Origin of the sequence: Frigoribacterium sp. Leaf172, assembly GCF_001424285.1 — a bacterium.
GTDB lineage: Bacteria > Actinomycetota > Actinomycetes > Actinomycetales > Microbacteriaceae > Frigoribacterium.
The window spans coordinates 59,168-77,309 of the sequence record NZ_LMPB01000002.1; the positions used below are offsets into that span (position 1 = coordinate 59,168).

General features: G+C 73.5%; 13 protein-coding genes. 9 read left to right on the forward strand and 4 right to left on the reverse strand.

Going from position 1 to position 18,142, the window contains the following annotated elements:
* Positions 1-56 precede the first annotated feature (56 nt).
* The 7 genes from ASF89_RS06630 (at position 57) to ASF89_RS06660 (ending at position 8,669) form a co-directional block, all read left to right on the forward strand.
* On the forward strand, positions 57-1,706 hold the full coding sequence (locus tag ASF89_RS06630; RefSeq protein WP_082489852.1) for an ABC transporter substrate-binding protein: 1,650 nt from the start codon (positions 57-59) through the stop codon (positions 1,704-1,706).
* Entirely contained in the window at positions 1,703-2,785 is a 1,083-nt protein-coding gene (locus tag ASF89_RS06635) for an ABC transporter permease (RefSeq protein ID WP_082489853.1), read from the forward strand. The genes ASF89_RS06630 and ASF89_RS06635 overlap by 4 nt, the downstream gene beginning before the upstream one ends.
* Positions 2,782-3,723, forward strand: a complete 942-nt coding sequence (locus tag ASF89_RS06640) for an ABC transporter permease (protein WP_082489854.1) — start codon at positions 2,782-2,784, stop codon at positions 3,721-3,723. The genes ASF89_RS06635 and ASF89_RS06640 overlap by 4 nt, the downstream gene beginning before the upstream one ends.
* Positions 3,720-5,678, forward strand: coding sequence for an ABC transporter ATP-binding protein (locus ASF89_RS06645; protein WP_082489855.1), 1,959 nt, complete (start codon positions 3,720-3,722; stop codon positions 5,676-5,678). The genes ASF89_RS06640 and ASF89_RS06645 overlap by 4 nt, the downstream gene beginning before the upstream one ends.
* Positions 5,675-5,884: a hypothetical protein gene (locus ASF89_RS06650; protein ID WP_055813281.1), complete on the forward strand. Its 210-nt coding sequence runs from the start codon at positions 5,675-5,677 to the stop codon at positions 5,882-5,884. The genes ASF89_RS06645 and ASF89_RS06650 overlap by 4 nt, the downstream gene beginning before the upstream one ends.
* A gap of 86 nt (positions 5,885-5,970) precedes the next feature.
* The gene (locus ASF89_RS06655) at positions 5,971-7,932 is read left to right on the forward strand and encodes a CocE/NonD family hydrolase (RefSeq protein ID WP_082489946.1); all 1,962 of its coding nucleotides are present in this window, start codon (positions 5,971-5,973) and stop codon (positions 7,930-7,932) included.
* Entirely contained in the window at positions 7,929-8,669 is a 741-nt protein-coding gene (locus ASF89_RS06660; protein WP_235484017.1) for a TetR/AcrR family transcriptional regulator, read from the forward strand. Before ASF89_RS06655 ends, ASF89_RS06660 begins: the two co-directional genes overlap by 4 nt.
* Before the next feature lie 46 nt (positions 8,670-8,715).
* Here ASF89_RS06660 and ASF89_RS06665 read toward each other — a convergent pair whose 3' ends face one another.
* The 4 genes from ASF89_RS06665 to ASF89_RS06680 form a co-directional block, all read right to left on the reverse strand.
* Positions 8,716-8,889 (reverse strand): CsbD family protein, encoded by a 174-nt coding sequence (locus ASF89_RS06665; RefSeq protein WP_156463343.1) that lies wholly within the window; start codon positions 8,887-8,889, stop codon positions 8,716-8,718.
* Positions 8,890-9,087: 198 nt separating this feature from the next.
* A complete protein-coding gene (locus ASF89_RS06670; RefSeq protein ID WP_055813287.1) occupies positions 9,088-12,573 on the reverse strand; it encodes an ATP-binding protein in 3,486 nt (1,161 codons plus the stop codon).
* Positions 12,570-13,523 carry a DUF4194 domain-containing protein gene (locus ASF89_RS06675; RefSeq protein WP_055813290.1) on the reverse strand — a complete coding sequence of 318 codons (954 nt, stop codon included), beginning with the start codon at positions 13,521-13,523 and terminating at the stop codon, positions 12,570-12,572. Before ASF89_RS06675 ends, ASF89_RS06670 begins: the two co-directional genes overlap by 4 nt.
* Positions 13,520-15,319 carry a DUF3375 family protein gene (locus tag ASF89_RS06680; RefSeq protein WP_055813293.1) on the reverse strand — a complete coding sequence of 600 codons (1,800 nt, stop codon included), beginning with the start codon at positions 15,317-15,319 and terminating at the stop codon, positions 13,520-13,522. Before ASF89_RS06680 ends, ASF89_RS06675 begins: the two co-directional genes overlap by 4 nt.
* A gap of 97 nt (positions 15,320-15,416) precedes the next feature.
* Between ASF89_RS06680 and ASF89_RS06685 the strand changes: the two genes are divergently transcribed.
* Complete coding sequence (locus ASF89_RS06685) at positions 15,417-16,886, forward strand: hypothetical protein (RefSeq protein ID WP_055813296.1); 1,470 nt, start codon at positions 15,417-15,419, stop codon at positions 16,884-16,886.
* 136 nt (positions 16,887-17,022) lie between these two features.
* Positions 17,023-17,982, forward strand: a complete 960-nt coding sequence (locus ASF89_RS06690) for a RimK family alpha-L-glutamate ligase (protein WP_055813299.1) — start codon at positions 17,023-17,025, stop codon at positions 17,980-17,982.
* Positions 17,983-18,142: the final 160 nt, after the last annotated feature.

The following is an 18,142-nucleotide window of genomic DNA, read 5'->3' on the forward strand; positions in this document are numbered from 1 at the left end:
TGCCGCGCGACTCCCTTATCGTTCACCGGAACGATAAACCGGAAGGCCATACCCGTATGACACCGATCGTCCCCGACCATCCGCGCCTGCGCGACAGCAGAGAGGGCTCCCGCGGCGGAGTCTCCCACGGCCCGAGCCGCCGCACCGTCCTCACCGGCGCCGCGGGTCTCGCGGGTCTCGCCGGCCTCCTCACCCTCGCCGGCTGCGCCCCCGCCCGCAGCACCCCGACCATCCCCGAGGCCGCCGCCACGGGCACGGCGAAGCGGGGCGGGCGCCTCCGCATCGCGCGCCCGGCCGCCAGCGCCGCCGAGACCCTCGACTCCGCCAGCTCGCTCTCCGCCTACGAGTACCTCGGGGCCCTCTACAACCGCCTCGTGAAGCTCGACGAGCAGGGCGTCACGGTGCCCGACCTCGCCGAGGAGTGGTCCGCCACCCCCGACGGCATCACGTGGACGTTCCGCCTCCGCTCGGGCGTCCGGTTCCACGACGGCCGCCGCTTCACCGCCGCGGACGCGATCTACTCGATCGAGCACATCCTCGACCCCGAGACCGCATCGCCGCAGGGCGAGGTGCTGGCGGCGATGATCGGCCCGGGCAGCATGAGCGCCCCCGACCCGCTGACCCTCCGCATCGAGCTGCTGACCGCGAACGCCGAGTTCCCCTCGCTGCTGACCGCGTACCAGTGCTACATCATCCCGGAGGGCAGCGCCGACCCCGCGAACGGCCCCACGATCGGCACCACCGGCATCGGCACCGGTCCGTTCCGCCTCAGCGGCTTCGAGCCCGCGGGCACGGGCAGCATCGAGGCCTACGACGACCACTTCGCCGGTCGCCCCGCCCTCGACGGCATCGACTTCTTCTCGATCCAGGACACCACGGCCCGCGTCAACGCCCTGCTCGCCGGTCAGATCGACCTCATCTCGCAGACGAACCTCGACTTCGCCACCGCTCAGGTCGTCAGCGCGTCGAGCACCGCGACCGTCGCCCGCTCGGCGAACGCGCAGTGGTACACGATCCCGATGCTGCACACGAGCGCCGAGTTCAGCGACCCCCTGGTGCGCCAGGCGATGAAGCTCGCCTACGACCCGCAGGCGATCGTCGACACGGCCCTGCAGGGGACCGGCACCGCCGGCTGGGACAACCCCGTGCCTCCCACCCAGGCCGTCTGGCTCGACGAGCAGCGAGCGTACGACCCCGAGCAGGCGCGGGCGCTGCTGAAGAAGGCGGGCCGTGAGGGCCTCCGCACCGAGATCTTCACCTCGAGCTACGAGTCCGTGTTCACCCCGATGGCCGTCGCCTACCGCGACCAGGTGCGCGAGGCGGGCATCGACCTCGTCGTCCGCAACGCGTCGTCCGACTCGTACTACACGCAGATCTGGATGCAGAAGCCGCTGATGGTCAGCTACTGGTTCACGGGACGCCCGATCGACCAGCTGCTGAACCAGATCTTCCGCACCGGCTCGTCGTACAACGAGAGCGCCTGGTCGAACCCGACCTTCGACGCCCTGCTCGACGACGCCCGCGCCGAGATGGACGACGCCCGCCGCGCCACGCTCTACCAGGACGCCCAGCGCCTCATCGTCGACGACGCGGCCGACATGACCCCCATGTTCGGCGACCGCCTCGTCGGCATCGGCCGCGACGTCGTCAACTACCGCGAGTACGGCTTCGAGTTCGACTACCTCCAGATCGGACTGCGCGCATGAGCACCACGACACCGACCCCCGCCCCGAAGACGCCGCCCACGGTCGACGCGGGCACCGGAAGCCGAGGAGGCGCACCCACGACCCCGCGCCCGTCACGCCCCGGCCGCCCGGCACTCAGCACCCTGCTGCTCGTGCTGCGTCGCATCGGCACCGCCCTGCTCACCGTGCTGCTCGCGTCGTTCCTGGTGTTCTTCGCCGTGCAGGCGCTGCCGGGGGACGTCGCGCAGCAGCTGCTCGGACAGGACGCCACGCCCGACGCCGTCGCCGCCCTCCGCGAGACGCTCGGGCTCGATCAGAACGTCTGGGCCCGCTACGGCGAGTGGCTGCTCGGCGCGAGCCACGGCGACTTCGGCGTCTCGCTGGTCAGCGGCGCCCCGGTCGGCCCCGACCTGCTGATCGCGTTCCGCAACAGCATGCTGATCGCCGTGCCCGCGCTGCTCGTCGGCGTCGCGGTCTCGCTGACCCTCGGCGTCATCGCCGGGGTGCGTCGCGGCCGACCGAGCGACCACGCGATCTCGCTGATCAGCCTCATCGTCATGAGCGTCCCCGAGTTCATGGTGGCGACCATCCTCGTGCTCCTCTTCGCGGTCGCGATCCCGATCTTCCCGGCGGTGGTGCTGCGAGGCGACAGCGCGACGGTCGCCGAGCTGCTGCCGAGCGTCTGGCTGCCGGCGATCGTGCTGACCCTCGCCATGGCGGCCTACATCGTGCGGACCGCCCGGTCGTCGACGATCGACGTCATGGCGTCCGAGTTCGTCACGACCGCCGAGCTGAAGGGGCTGACGACCCGGCAGGTGGTGTGGCGCCACGCCGTGCCGAGCGCGCTGCTGCCGACGCTCACCGTCGTCGCGCTCAACGTCGCCTGGCTGCTGGGCGGCGTGGTCGTCGTCGAGAACGTCTTCAACTACCCGGGCATGGGCAAGCTCATGCTCGAGTCCGTCTTCAACCGCGATCTGCCCACCATCCAGGCGATCGCCGTCGTCAGCGCCCTGGTCTACGTCGTCTGCAACCTCGCGGCCGATCTGATCGCCCTCGCGCTCGACCCGCGACTCCGCACCCGACGGAAGGCCCGCTCATGAGCACCACGACGAACGGGACCGAGGAGGCGCGGGTCGCGTCGACCGGTCGCCCCGACGCCCCGAAGACGATCGGCGCGCGACTGCGCGGTCTCGCGACCGGTCTGACCAGCAGCATCAGCGCCTCCTCGGCTCTCGGCATCGGCCTGGGGCTCATCGCCCTGCACATCGCGCTGGCCCTGCTCGCACCGCTGATCGCGGGGCACGACCCCGTCGCCACCGACTCGACGGCCGCCCTGACCGGCACGAGCTGGGCGCACTGGCTCGGCACCGACCAGTACGGTCGCGACATCCTCTCGCGCACCCTGCACGGCGGGCAGTACGCGCTGCTCGTGACGTTCCTCGCGACCACGATCGCGGTGAGCGTCGGCACGGTGCTCGGCTGCATCACCGCGTACGCCGACGACTGGTTCGACGAGGTCGTCATGCGCATCGTCGACGCGCTGCTCAGCGTCCCGTCGATCCTCGCCCTGCTGGTCGTCGTGACCGTCTTCGACTCGGGGCTGTGGGTGATCGTGCTCGCCGTCACCGTCGTCTACGCGCCGGCCGTCACCCGGGTCGTGCGCGGAGCCGCCCGCACCGTGATCACGCAGGACTACGTCACCGCCGCCCGGGCCCGCGGCGAGGGGGCGCTGAGCATCGTGTTCCGCGAGATCCTGCCGAACGTGCTCGACGTCGTGCTGGTCGAGTTCGCGATGCGCGCCTCGTGGATCGTGCTGCTCATCTCGACCCTGTCGTTCCTCGGGTTCGGGGCCAACCCGCCGACTCCCGACTGGGGGCTCATGGTCCAGGAGAACCGCACGGCCCTCACCGTCGTGCCGATGGGCACCCTCGCGCCCGTCGTCGCGCTCGCCACCCTCGTCATCGGCCTCAACCTCAGCGCCGACGGACTCAGCAAGACGCTCGGCGTGGACCGCGCGCAGAAGGGGGCCGTCGCATGACCGCCGTGAACCCGGACCGAGGAGGCGCGGCGCCCGTCGCCCCCACCGCCTCCGATCCCGTCGTGGTCGTCGACGACCTCTCGATCTCGTACGCCGCAGGGCGCCGCGAGGTGCCCGTCGTGCGCTGCGTCGGCTTCACCATCGCCCCCGGCCGCGCTCTCGGACTCGTCGGCGAGAGCGGCAGCGGGAAGTCGACCGTGGCCCGCACGCTGCTGGCGCATCTGCGGCGGGGCTCGCGCATCGTCGGCGGCAGCGTCCGCGTCGCCGGCGACGACGTGTTCGCGCTCGACGACCGCTCGCGGCGCGCCCTCCGCGGGGGCACGGCGGCCCTCGTCGCCCAGAACGCCGGTCAGGCGCTGACCCCCTCGATGCGGGTCGGCCGCCAGCTGCGCGAGGCGCTCGAGAGTCACGGACTCCCCGGCGGGGACGACCGTGTGCTCGAACTCGTCCGTCACGTGCGGCTGCCCGATCCCGAGACGATCGTGCGGCGCTACCCCCACCAGCTCTCGGGAGGTCAGCAGCAGCGGATCGCCATCGCCATGGCCATCGCCGCCCGCCCGCGCCTGCTCGTGCTCGACGAGCCGACGACGGCGCTCGACGTCGTGACGCAGTCCGCCGTGCTCGAGCTGATCCGCGACCTCGCCGTCGAGCTCGACATGGCGATCGTGCTCGTCAGCCACGACCTCGGCGTCGTGTCGAGCATGGCCGACGAGATCGCCGTGATGCACGACGGCGAGATCGTCGAGCACCGGCCCACCGCCGACCTGTTCGCCGACCCGCGACACGAGTACACGCGCGAGCTGCTCGCCAGCATCCCCCGCGTCCACGGAGCGGACGGTGCTCGACACGCCGCCGGGCATGCGGCGTCCGCCGACGGCGACTCGCTCGCCGCGCGACTGATGCGGCGCGCGGAGTCGTTGCTCGGGAAGGTCACGGACGGCGCGGCGTCGCGGTCCGTCACCGGAGGCGCGGTGTCGCCCGCGTCGCCCGCCGCGGCGACCGGTGCTGCGAGGTCGGACGCGGTGACGGGTGCCGCGGCGTCGGATGCGTCCGACGCGTCGGCCTCGACCTCGGCGGCCCCCGTCGTGCAGGCGCGCGAGCTCGTCGTCCGGTACGGGCGCGGGCTCCCCGCCGCCGTCGACGGGGTGTCGTTCGAGATCGGCCGCCGCGAGACGCTGGCCGTCGTCGGCGAGTCCGGCAGCGGCAAGTCGACGCTCGCCCTGGCCATGGCGGGGCTCATCCCGGCCGAGTCGGGGGCGTTCGCCTTCCGAGGGGCGGGAGGGGGCGTGGCCGTCGACGGCGACCTGACCCAGCCCGTCGCCCGGCGCAGCGCCGAGCTGCGGCGCGCGGTGCAGCTGATCTTCCAGAACGCCGATACGTCGCTCAACCCGCGACGGACCGTCGGCGCCGCCGTGGCCCGTCCGCTGAAGCTCTTCACCGGCAGCACGTCGCGCGACCGGGTCGCCGAGCTGCTCGTCGAGGTGGGTCTCACGCCCGACTTCGCCACGCGCCTCCCCGCGCAGCTCTCGGGCGGTCAACGTCAGCGCGTCGGCATCGCCCGGGCGCTCGCCGCCGGCCCCGAGCTGATCATCGCCGACGAGATCACGACCGCGCTCGACGTCCGCGTGCAGGCCGGGGTGCTCGACCTCCTCGCGGGGCTGCGCGACGACAAGGGGCTCAGCTGCCTCTTCATCAGTCACGACCTCGCCGTCGTCCGCGGGGTCGCGGATCGGGTGGCCGTCATGACCGGCGGCCGCCTGGTCGAGGTCGGTCCCGCCGATCGCGTCTTCGGCGGTCCGAATCACCCGTACACGCGCACGCTGCTCGAGGCGACGCTCGACCCCGGCACCACCGAGCTGCCCGGGGTCGGCGACGGTCGGCCGCGGTGGCGCGACGCCGACGGCTGGGACGACCTCGGCGACGGACACCGCATCAAGCACTGGGAGGCGATGTGAGCACGACCGAGACGACCACGGCCGAGACGACCGAGACGACGGAGACGACGGGCGCGACCGGCGCCTCGCGGTCGACGCTGCGCGAGCGCGCCCGGGACGAGGAGGCGCAGGCCGGCCTCCGCGCCGAGGCCCACCTCGAGCGCCGGGTCGAGATGCGGGCCGTCGCCTCGGAGGGCCGCGGCCGACGCGACGGGACCGCCTCGTGACCGGGGGCGGTGGCTCGGCCGACCCGCGCCTCCTGGGTCATCCCCGCCCCGTGCACGCGGTCGACGTGCGCGACGAGTGGGTGCCGATGCCCGACGGGACGCGTCTGCACGCGCGCATCTGGGCTCCCCGGGTCGAGCATCCGGTGCCGGTGCTGCTCGAGTACCTGCCGTACCGGCTCGACGACTGGACGGCCCCGCGCGACAGCGAGCGGCACCCCTGGTACGCGGCCCGCGGGTACGCCTCGGTGCGCGTCGACATCCGCGGCACGGGCTCGAGCGACGGCCTGTTCGACGACGAGTACTCCGAGCAGGAGCTCGACGACGGCATCGTCCTGATCGAGTGGCTCGCCGCGCAGCCCTGGTCGACCGGAGCGGTGGGCGCGTTCGGCATCTCGTGGGGCGGGTTCAACGCCCTGCAGCTCGCGGGCCGGACCCCCGCCGCGCTCAAGGCCATCGTCACCGTCTGCTCGACCGACGACCGCTACGACAACGACGTGCACTACATGGGCGGCGCCGTGCTCGGCATCGACATGGCCGCCTGGGGCGGCACCATGCTCGCGTTCAACTCGCGCCCCCCGCGCCCCGAGGTGGTCGGCGCCGACTGGGTGTCCCGCTGGCGCGAGCGCCTCGAGCACAACAGGCCGATGACCCCGACGTGGCTGGCCCACCAGGAGCGCGACGACTACTGGCGCCACGGCAGCGTCTGCGAGGACTACACGACGATCACCGCCGCCGTCCTCGCCGTCGGAGGCTGGGCCGACCCCTACCGCGACGCCGTGCTGCGGCTGGTGGCGAACCTCGACGCACCGGTGAAGGGGATCATCGGGCCCTGGTCGCACCAGTACCCCGATCGCGGACTCGCCCCCGGACCGGGCATCGGATTCCTGCAGGAGACCCTGCGCTGGTGGGACCGCTGGCTGCTCGACGAGCCGAACGGGGTCGACGACGAGCCGGCGCTGCGGGCCTGGATCAACGACTCCGAGCCGCCCGCGACGTATTACGCCGAGCGCACCGGGCGCTGGGTCGCGGCCGAGGCCTGGCCCTCGTCGGCGACGCGGTCGCGGGTCGAGCCCCTCGAACTGATGATCGGCGGCGAGCACGGGCCGGTCGTGGTGCGCTCGCCGCAGAGCACCGGGCTCGACGCCGGACGGTTCTTCCCGTTCGGCAACGCGACGGACCTGCCGCCCGACCAGCGCGCCGACGACGGCCGGTCGGTGTGCTTCGACCTCGACGTGGACGACGCGCTCGACGTGCTCGGCTCCGTCGTCGTCGACCTCGCGGTCACGAGCGACCGGCCCGACGCGACCGTCATCGTGCGGCTCTGCGACGTGGCGCCCGACGGCGCCTCGACGCTCGTCACCCGCGGCGTGCTCAACCTCAACAAGCGGCACGGCCGCGATCGCGACGACCCCATGGAGGTGCGGGTCGAGCAGAGCGTGCGCCTCGCCCTGGTCTCGACCGGGCACTCGTTCCCGGCCGGCCACCGCCTCCGCATCGCCGTGTCGTCGGCCTACTGGCCGTGGGTCTGGCCGCACGCCGACGAGGCGGCCCTGACCATCGACCCGCAGCGGAGCTCGGTCACCCTGCCGGTCTGGACGCGCACCGGCGACGACGGCGTGCGCTTCGAGGAGCCCGAGCGCGCGACGCCGCTGGCCGTCCGCGCCCTGCCGCCGACGTCCGATCTGCCGGAGCGCAGCGTCACGCACGACGTCGGCACGGGGGAGTGGGTGCTCGACGTCGACCCGGGCTACGGCGGCGGCCGCGAGTACCCCGACGGTCTCGTCTTCCGCGAGGAGAGTCGCGAGACCTACCGCATCGTCGACGGCGACCCGCTGTCGGCGTCGGCCGAGTCGCGCTGGGCGATCGGCCTCGAGAAGCCCCACTGGCGGGCCCGACTCGAGACGACCTCGCGGGTGACGGCGACGGCGGACGACTACGTGGTCGTCAACACGGTCCGGGCCTGGGCGCGCGACGGCGGGCCGGACGCGCCGGAGGTGCTGGTCGCCGACCGGCGCTTCGAGGACGTCGTGCCGCGGACGTCGGCGTGAGCGTGGGTGCTGCGGGTGGCACGGGCGCGGCGGGTGGCACGGGCGCCGCGGCTGCCGCGGACGCCGCGGGGGCCGCGCCCGGCGGCGGTCTGCGGCGCAAGCCCGCCGAGCGTCGTGCGCAGATCGTCGAGGCGGCCCGCGGGGTGATCCTCCGCGAGGGGCTCGGCGCGACGCGCCTGCGTGACATCGCGGCCGAGGCCGGGGTCTCGGTGGGCACCGTCACCTACCACTTCGAGAGCGTCGCAGAGATCCTCAACGAGGTCGTGGTGCTCGAGACGGCGCGGTTCTACTCGTCGATCATCGCCGCCGTCGACGCCGAGCCCGATCCGGTCGCCGGTGTGCGGATGCTCGTCGAGCCGCTGTTCGCCGCGACGGACGCCAGCGACGAGCACTGGCGTCTGTGGTCGGACTACTGGACGGCCGTGGCGCGGAAGCCCGCCGTCGCCGCCGAGTACGTCGAGCGCATCCGCGTGTGGGAGGCGTGCCTGACCCGCACGCTCCGCCGCGGGGCCGGCGGAGCGTTCCCGGCGCTGACCGCCGGTCGGGCGTCGGAGGTCGCGCTGAAGCTCGCCGCCTACAGCGACGGGGTGGCGACGCAGCTGGCGCAGAAGGCGCCCGGCCTGACGTCCGAGCTGGCGCTCGAGTGGATGTGGGTGTTCGCCGGGCACGAGACCGGGGCGCACTTCGGCGGGACCGGGACGGGCGTCGGACGGAGCGAGAGCCCGACCCCCGAGTGACGGGGCCGGGCTCTCGCGGATCGCCGCGATGCGGCGGGGAGGCTGACTACTTGAGGTCGCCGTCCTTGGCCTTCTCGGTCTGCAGACGGTCCTCGCTCATGGCCTTGTCCTTCTGGCCCTGCGCGGTGAGCTCGGCGTCGTCGGTCTTCTTGCCGACGGCCTCCTCGACGTGTCCGGCGGCCTTCTGGACGAAATCTTTTGCCTTGTCTCCAACGGACATGATGTCCCCTTCGGTCATATGCCAGCGCGTCACCGGCTGCGGTGCACGGTAGGCCGAAGCGCACCAGGGGGTCGGCGGCCGGGTGTTCTCCCAGCGCGTGCACGGCGGGGGTGCAGGTGGGGTCGACCCGCGCCTCCTGAGGGGCCGCCGTCGGGGGCGGCACCGGGCAGGAGGCGCGGGCTCGGTCGGACCCTCCGCTCAGCTGAGGGCGGCGGGGTCGAGCCCGTGGCGCTCGACCTCCATCGCCTGGCGGATGGTCAGGGGGTAGATGCGCGACAGCTCGGGGCGCGCGGGATCGCTCGAGATGTACGCGACGCTGTCGACGTGCCTCTCGAACGCGTTCACCTTGTCGCGCGGCGCACCGACCACGAGCTGGAACCCCAGGGACGTCAGCGCCGCGAGCGACCGCCCGGTGTACTCGTCGTCGGCCTTCACGAAGCCCTCGTCGAGCACGATCGGCGCGTAGGTCGGCACCCGGTCGGTGCCGTCGCCGAGTCGGAAGCGCAGGGCCGCGCCGAGCACGAAGGCGATGAGCTCCTGCCCCTCGCCGCCCGACTTGCCGGCGACCCCCTCGTGAACGATCTGCGTGCCGTCGACCCGCGTCTCGATCGCCCGGAACTGGTAGTGCTCGCGCGCGTCGAGCACCCGGCGGCGCCAGGCGTCGCCGATCTTCGAGCGCTCCTCGAGGTGCGCCAGGTCGCGCCGGAGGGTGACGAACCGGCGTTCGATCTCGGCCGGGTCGCGCGGGGATTCCGCGCGGTCGCCGATGTGCTCGCGCAGGGTCCGCTTGAACTCGACGAGGTCGCCGTTCGACACGGGCCGCGGCTCGATGTCGAGCGTCGACCCCTCGCGGAACTCGATCGACCGCAGAGCCTGCGAGATGGGCCGGACGCCGCGCCGGATGACGTGACCGTCCTCCTCGATCTGCACGAGCAGGGCCCGGAGGCTGTCGCCCATGTCGGCGCCGGCCTTCGCGAGCCAGTCCTGCTTCGCGCTCGGCAGGGCGTCGTCGACGAGGGTGCGGTGGATGGCCCTGACGGCGCCGAGGCTGTCGATCGACGCGTCGAAGCCGGCCGTCCGGTCGAGCTCGAGGTACCGCTCGAAGATCAGCACGAGGGTGTTCTCGGCCTGCGTGCGCTCGCGCTCGTGGCCGTCGATCTGACCACGCAGCAGACCAAGCGCCTCGCGGTACGACCGCTCGACGTCGGCCACCTCGCGCGGAGCGGCGAAGGGCAGGGGCGCGAGCAGTGCGCGCTCGTGGTCGGTGAGCGGGTCGGCGCCGCCGAGGGCGTCGCTGAAGGCGTCCTCGATGTCGACGAGGGTCGAGTGCTCGGCGTCGAGACGGGCCAGCTCGTGGTCGAGCTCGGCGAGGCGGCGGGTCGCGGCCGACCGCTCGTCGTCGTGGCGGCGGGCGTCGGCCTGCAGCGTCGCGAGCTCGGGGCGCTCGTCGGACAACCGGTCGAGCTGACCCTGCAGGTCGTCCAGGCGGGCCTGCGCGGGCGCGGTGTCGATGTCGGTCCACGAGAACTCGGTCGACCGGGCCACGGCGTCGAGCACGCGGCGGCGTGCCGACGACTCGGCCTCGGCGGAGTCCCATGCGGCGCGGGCGACGGTCAGGTCGCGCTCGAGCGATGCGATCTCGTCGGTCAGCTCGGCGATCCGGGCGCTGTTGTCGAGTCCGATCCACGACCGTGATCGCCGGTCGTCCTTCACGACCCGGCCCCCCGACCCCGTCCGGAGGCCGGCCCGCGTGACCGCGCCGCGGGCACCGGCGGGCACGGGCGAGTCGAGGTCGTCCGGACCCTCGACGCACAGCACGCTGCGCTCGCGCACGATCTCGTCGACGAGCCAGCCGGCGAACGGGCTCCGCTCGTCGAACTGCAGCATCGCGGGGACGGTCCGGGCGACGGCCTCGCGCGTGGGCTCGGCACCGGTCGAGGCGGGGACGAGCGTGATGCGGCCGCGCATGTCGTTGTCGTTGACGAAGCGGCGGACGGCGTCGAACCTCGACCGGTCGACGAGGAGGTGCGTGGCCAGGTCGCCGACGACCCGCTCGATCGCCACGCTCCAGTCGGCGTGCGCCGCGGCGACCTCGAACAGCTCGCCGGCGTAGGGCAGACCCGCGACCGGGATGCCGGTGCCCTCGGCGATGCGCAGTCGACGCTCGGCCGCGTCGTCGGGGACGTTGCCACCGCGCTGCTCGAACGAGCGGCGCTGCGCCTCGCGGGCCGACAGGGCGCGCTTCGTCTCGCCGATGCGGGCGGCGAGCTCGCCGCGCACCTCGTCGGCCGCGGCGCGGGCGGCGGCGTCCTCCGCCGCGATCACCTCGGCACGCTGCCGCAGGGCCACGAGCTGCTTCTCGCTGGTCGGCACGGACTCGCCCGTGCCGTCGAGCGCCGTCGCGAAGCGCCGACGCTCGCGTTCGATAACGGCGAGGTCGCGCTCGGCGGTGGCCACGAGCTGGCGGAGCGACTGGGAGGGGTCGCCGCCGAGATCCGAGATGCGGGCCAGGGCCTGCTCACGGGCACGGTACGCGGCGGTGTCGTCGGCGGCCGCGCGCCTCCTCGACTCCGACAGGGCGCGCTTGTCGCCGGTGACCCGGTCGACCTCGCCGCTGACCCAGCTCCCGACCTTCTCGGCGAGCCAGACGCGCAACCGGCTCGGGCCGTCGGTCTCGTCGACCAGGCGGCGCTTCTCGGTCGCATCGTGGCCCGCGATCTCGTAGCGGTCGGCGAGGCCCGGCACCGGCTCGAGCACGGCGAGCTTCCTGCGCGTCGTCTCGAAGACGTCGTAGAGAGCCGAGGCCTCGCGGTACGTGCCGAGCGTGGTCTCCCAGCGGGAGAGGGCCTTCGGCTGCGTCAGCACGAACTGCTTGAACAGCTCGTCGATCGAGAAGACGCCCTTCGAGGCCTGCGCCCGACGCAGCAGCGTCAGCGCCTTCAGCTGCGACTCGTCGCTGCCGCCGATGCCGAGCTCGCCGCAGAGCCGCACCCGGAACTCGGGCTGCGAGGAGGTGACCAGGTCGCGCAGGGGATCGAGGAGGCGCGCGAGGGAGCCCTTCGTCAGCGGACTCGAGCTGCTGGCGTCGCGCTTGACCTCGGTCAGTCGGCTGAGGTCGAAGGGCCCGCGGACGAGCAGGTAGACGCTGGCCTGCGTCACGTCGTCCTGACTCGAGGTGTCGGTGCCGATCCAGGCGAGACGGACGGCCGTGAGGGTCTGCCCGAGCTCGGTCGCGTACGTGATCGCGGCGCCGCTCGCGAAGGCCTCGCCGAGCGGTCGGAGGAACCGCGTCGTCGTCCGGTCGGAGGCGGCGTCGCGGATCTCGTCGGTCTTGCCGCGCGCGTAGCTGTAGACCGTGCGCTCGGAGCGCTGGCGGCTGTCGTCGCGGGCGGCGCGGTTGAACTCCTGCGGGTTCGGCATGATGACGGCGGCCATGGCGTCGAGCACGGTCGACTTGCCGCGCCCGGTGGGGCCGAGGATCGCGATGCCGCCGCGGCCGACGGGCATGCGGTGCAGCCCCGAGTAGCTGCCCCAGTTGAGCAGCTGCACCTGCTGGATGCGGTACTGCCCCGAGTGGAACATGCCGAGATCGGGCGTCGCCTCGTCGTCGGAGGTCGACTCGGGGGCCGTCTCGGGGGCCGTTCCGGAGGCCGGGGAGGTGCGGGTCGCGTCGGCGGGGATCATGCCTGGTCTGCTTCCGGGTCGAGAGGGATGTCGAGCGCGACGGCGGTCGGGTCGGGGCGCGGGGCCTCGTCGGCGTCGGGTGCCTCGGCGGCGTCGGGCGCCTCGTCGGCGCCGGAATCGCCGACGGCGGGGTCGGCGACGAGACGTGGCCCGTCGTCGGGGCGTCCGTCGTCGGAGTCCTCGTCGTCCGACGGCTCGTCGTCCTCGACGCCGAGCGGGGCGTCGACGGGCGCATCGGCCCCGGCCGCCTCGAGGAACACCCTCTCGAGGTGCGCGAGCTGCTCGGCCGTCACGAGAGGCACGATCGCGGGTGCGACGACGAACAGCGCGGGGTCGTCGGGCTCCGGCTCGAGCAGGTCGCGCGTCACCATGGCCGCGATGGCCGCGTCGACCCGCCGCATCGAGCGGATCTCGTCGTGCGAGGCGTCGTCGTGGTACCGGTCGAGGAACTCCGCGATCTGGTGGCGCGACACCACGACGGACTCGTCGTGGGCGTCGCTGAAGGCGTGCTCCCGGCGGAGGAACACCAGCAGCAGCGAGGCGTCGCGCGACATCGGCTTCTCGCGACGCAGCAGGATCGGCACGTCGTCCTGTCCGCTCTGCCGCTTGAAGGCGACCTCGTACTCGTGATCGACGATCAGCACGAGGAACATCTCGTCCAGTCGCGCGCGGATCTCGGGCTCGTAGGCGACGAGGGCGGCCCAGGCCTCCCCCTGCCGGGACCGCGACACGAAGCGATGCGTCAGCAGCGTCACGAGCGCCTTGCGGCCGGCGAGCGGAAGCTCGTCGCGCAGCCGATCCGGCGACCCGTCGCCGCCCCGGTCGAGGGCCGCTCCGGCGGTGGCGGCGTCGACGCCGTCCGCCGTCGCCGACCCGGTCACCTCCTGCGCCCCCGAGGAGGTGCGGGTCGGCGTGGCCGCGTCGGTCGCGTCGTACTGGTCGGGGCTCATGCGGGGTCTCTCTCGGACTGCGGGGCGGAGTCGGGGGCGTCGTCGCCCCGTGCGGGCGGTCGCCGGAAGACGAGGCGGGGGAGGACGACCCGGCGATCCGCGCCTCCTGCGTCGTCGGCGCTCGTCAGCGTGACGGTCTCGGTGCTCTCGTCGACGAGGCCCTGGTCGATGGCGAGGTCGAGCATGCTGAGCACGAGCCCGAGCCGGCGGAACTCGGGGTCGGTCGCCTCGTGCAGATCGGCGCTCGTGACGGTCTCGTCGGCCTCGAGCAGACGCTCGAGGGTCGCCGCGACGGCCGCGGTGCTCGTGCCGGACGAGAGGCGGAGCGCGGCCCGGTCGGCCGCCGGCAGCATGGCGTCGCCCTCGGGCACCTGCACGTCGACCGTCGGCCGCCCGCGGTCGCTGTGCAGCTGCGCCTGGCTGATGTCGACGACGTCGAGCGCACCGAGGCCGAGCACGTCGACGGGCAGCACGGCCGGGCCGGGTCGGCGTTCGGCCCAGACGCCGCCGGCGTGCAGGGCCCGGTCGGCGAGGGTGAGCAGACGCTGGTGCCGCTCCGTCGACGACCGGCTGAGGAACCGGCGGAGCGACGACGTCCAGCGCCCGTACGTCTCTTGCACAGACTGCTCCTCGGCGAGCAGCGACGAGATCAGCGACTCGAGCTGCGTGCGCTGCCGCTCGGTCAGATGCTCGCCGGCGGCCGGATGGTCGAGGATCAGCTCGATGTCGGCCCGCATGACGTCGATCTCGCGCGACGACAGCATCTGCGCGAACCCCCGGTAGGCGCGCCCCTCGGGGGTCTGCTCGAGCAGGTCGTTCTCGCGCAGGTACTGCTCGACGAGCGCGCCCTTGCCGACGTGCTCGACGGTCGCCCGGCGGGCCACCTCGCGGTGCCGCTGCTCGACCATGCTGCTCAGCTGGCGGAAGTCCTCGGGGAGCGACGCGGTCAGCCGCACCACCTCGCGCACCTGGCGCTTCAGCACGTCGGGGCCGACCGGCTCGGTGCCGTGCTGCTCGATGCGGTCCCGGCGACGCTGCAGCTCGGCGATCTGCTCGTCGATCCGCGCCGTCTGCGCCTCGACGCTCGGGTCCGCGAGACCCGCGAGCTGCCCGACGGCGTGGGCGATGCTGCCGAGTCGCGCCTCGCTCACCGCGTTGTCCTGCTCCACGAGCTCGCGGACGATGCGCAGCGCCTTGAGCGCGGAGGGGGAGAGCCGGTACTGCGCGCGGGCCTCGCCGCGCGGGGGCGGGCTCGAGGCGCGCGTCGGGGCCGACCCCGCCGCCGTGCCGCTCGGATGAGCGGCGCCGAACGCGCCCCAGCCGTCGGCCACGGGGGAGGTGCCGGTCGTCGTGCTGCTCGAGCCGCCGTGGCCGGCGTCGCCGTGGCGTGCCCCGCCGTCGTCCGTCGAGGAGGCGCGGGTGCGGATCAGCCACCGGCTGGCGACCCAGCTCCGGCAGTAGTCGACCGGGGTGGTGCGGGTCTCGGGGGCGGCCGTCGCCCCGGATCCGCCGACCCGCGCCTCCTCGGTTCCGGCCTGGACTGGCGCGCTCCGGTCTGGCGCGGTCTGGTCGGGCGCGGTCTGATCGAGCGCGTTCAGCTCGAGGGCCTGGGCGACCTGCTGGTGGAACCAGTCGGCCGAGACGGGACCCTCGGCGTGCTCGAGATGGCGCGAGAAGAGCGGGAGCATCCAGCGGCTGTTGTAGCTGCGGAGCAGGGCCCACGTGGGGTCGTCCTCGTGCGCGACGCGCACGTCGTCACGGCTCAGGGCGTCGTCGGGCCCTGACGATTCGTTCACCAAGCGGACCTCCGGCAGTCGTCGGACGAGGATACCAACTGGCGCGTTCCGCCCTGCGACGGAAGCGCCGACGGTGCTCCGGGGTCAGACTGAGCGGATGCGGAGCGGTCTGAGACGATGCGTCGCGGGGGCCGTCGTCGCGGCGGTCGTCCTCGCCGGGGCCGGGTGCGCCGACTCCACGGACCTGACCCAGCGCTTCGAGACCCTGATGGAGGGTGTCGACGGTGTCGTCGAGATCGAGACCGGCGGCATCGACTACCCCTTGGGCAGCGCCACGGCCGAGGCGACGGTCGTGGTCGAGGGCGATCTCGGCGACGACGACCTCGCCGCGGTGGCCGAGCGGATCAGGCCGTTCGTGGCCCGCGAGGTCGGCGACGCCTTCGGCTGGCAGTACGTCGACGTGCGGCGGGGCGCCGTCACGTTCGAGGTGCTCGCCGACGAGGCCGACACGGCGGCGCAGCTCGACCTCGCCGGCCGGGTCGCCGACGACCCGGTCTTCGCCGAGGCGTCCCTCGGCACGCACGAGTTCGGTGCGACGACGAGCGACTCGGAATCGCCCCGGCGGGGGTTCGGGATCACGGTGGTCCCTTCGGCGTCGTCGGACGTCCTCACGGCGTGGGAGCGGGCGCGCTCCCTCCGGAATGCGGAACCGCAGCTGGCCGAGGTCGACGTGTCCGCCTGGAGCCCGGACTCCCGACGGTTCATCACCGAGAACGTCAGCGGGTTCCCCTCGACCCTCGACGACCCCGCGACGTCCGACGTCGTCCTCGACGCCGCCGACCAGGCGGAGCTGCTCACCGCGGTCGGGGACGACGATCTCGGTGCGGGGCGGGTCCTCGTGCTGCCGGAGGGCATCAGGGTCGACCTGAAGCAGCCGACCGTCACGGGGCAGCAGCCCCCGGACGAGGTGGCCGAGGCGTCCGGCCGTGCCGAGCGGATCGCGAGCGCCCTCGCGGCGACGTCCGGCGTCTCGGGCACGACCATCGGCACCGTCTCGTCGCCGGACGAGTCGCGCGAGGTGGACGGCGACCTGTCCGGCGCCGAGTCGGTCGTGGACGCCGTCGACTCCGACGTGGTGGCCTACTCCGCCATCAGCGCCCGGTCCGTCGAGGTGCGGACGGTGCGGCTCGATCAGGTCGTGCCCGCCCTGCGGGCCATCGGCGGGTCGGCGGACGTGTCGCGTCTGGATGTCGTCCGCGTCTCGGCCGACCGGTCGGATCCCCGCGGCCTCGCGTTCTCGAGCGATCCCGCGACCCTCGACGGGCTCGTCTCCGTCGCGGACGCGATCACCGCCTCGCCCGGGATCGAGGGCGTGACCGTCGCGAGCACGGATGGTGGGCTGAGCGTCGCCCTGGGCGACGCCGTGACCGAGGGGTCGCTCGACGACGTGGTCGCCGCGGTGCAGGCGGCGCCGCGCGGCACCGTCGTCGCGTTCCGTCGCGACGTCCGGGAGCCGGTCGACCTCGCCGTCGAGACGGTCGGCGACGAGGCCGTGGCCGACTGCTCCGCGCTCGAGACCGACGATCAGCGCCTGTGCGAGGTGGTGCGCGCGGCCTGGGCGGAGTAGCTCGCGTCGGGTCGTCCGTGTCGAGCCTCTCCCTGCGAGCAGCGCGCGCGGGCAGCTCGCCGGGCGGGTGCGCGTGCCCGTCGTCATGCGCCGACATCTGCAGGATCGCCGGAGGCGCGTGGTGCAGTCTCGGGGGATGAGCGCTCCCGCAGACGTCGCCGACCCGACGCCCGTCGTCCACATCCTGCACGACAACGCCGAGTGGCTCCCTCCGCTCGTCACCGCCCTCGACGCGGCGGGTGTGCCTCATCGCGAGCACCTGCTCGACGGGAGCTCGTTCGATCTGTCCGCCGAGCCTCCTGCCGGGGTGTTCTGGTCGCGCCTCAGCGGGTCCGCCCACACGCGAGGTCGGGCGACGGCCAAGGAGGTCGCTCGCGCGACGCTCCGCTGGGCCGAGCGCCACGGGCGGCGCACGATCAACGGCAGCGGCGTCGTCGAGCTCGAGGTGAGCAAGGTCGCGCAGTACCTGGCGCTCGCTCAGGCCGGCTTCGACGTGCCCGCCACGACGGCCGTGTTCGGCACCGCCGACCTGAAGGCCCGGGCGCGCGAGCAGAAGCTGCCGTTCATCACCAAGCACAATCAGGGCGGCAAGGGTCTCGGCGTGCGGCGCTTCGACGACCTCGAGTCGTTCGACGCCTACGTCGACGGACCGGACTTCGAGGTGCCGGTCGACGGGATCACGCTGCTGCAGGAGTTCCTGCAGGCCGAGGAGCCCTTCACCACGCGTGTCGAGTTCGTCGGCGGGCGCTTCGTCTACGCCGTCCGGGTCGACACCTCGGCGGGCAGCTTCGAGCTGTGCCCCGCCGACGCGTGCGTCGTGCCCGACGGCGCCGACCCCGCCGCGTTCGCCCCCTTCGCCATCCGGTCGTCGGTGACGGCGTCGCACCCGCTCGTCCAGCGACTCGAGTCCTTCGTCGCCCAGCAGGGCATCGAGGTGGCGGGCATCGAGTTCATCGAGACCGCCGACGGACGCGTCGTGCCGTACGACGTCAACACGAACACCAACTACAACCCCGACGTCGAGCGGTCGTCGAGCGTGTCGGCCGCGGCGACGCTCGCCGGGTGGCTGGGCTGGGTGCTCTCGAGCGAGGGGTAGCGCGGCCGACCGCTCGGTCCCTCGTCTGCGTCGCCGTCGCTGGGTGCCGATCCGGTGGGGGAGGCGGATCGCCCGGCTGATCGATGTCGGGGGCCGGGGTTAGCGTGTGGAGCACGGGCCGACGTCCGTGCGGACCGTGAAGCGAAAGGCGACGCCATCT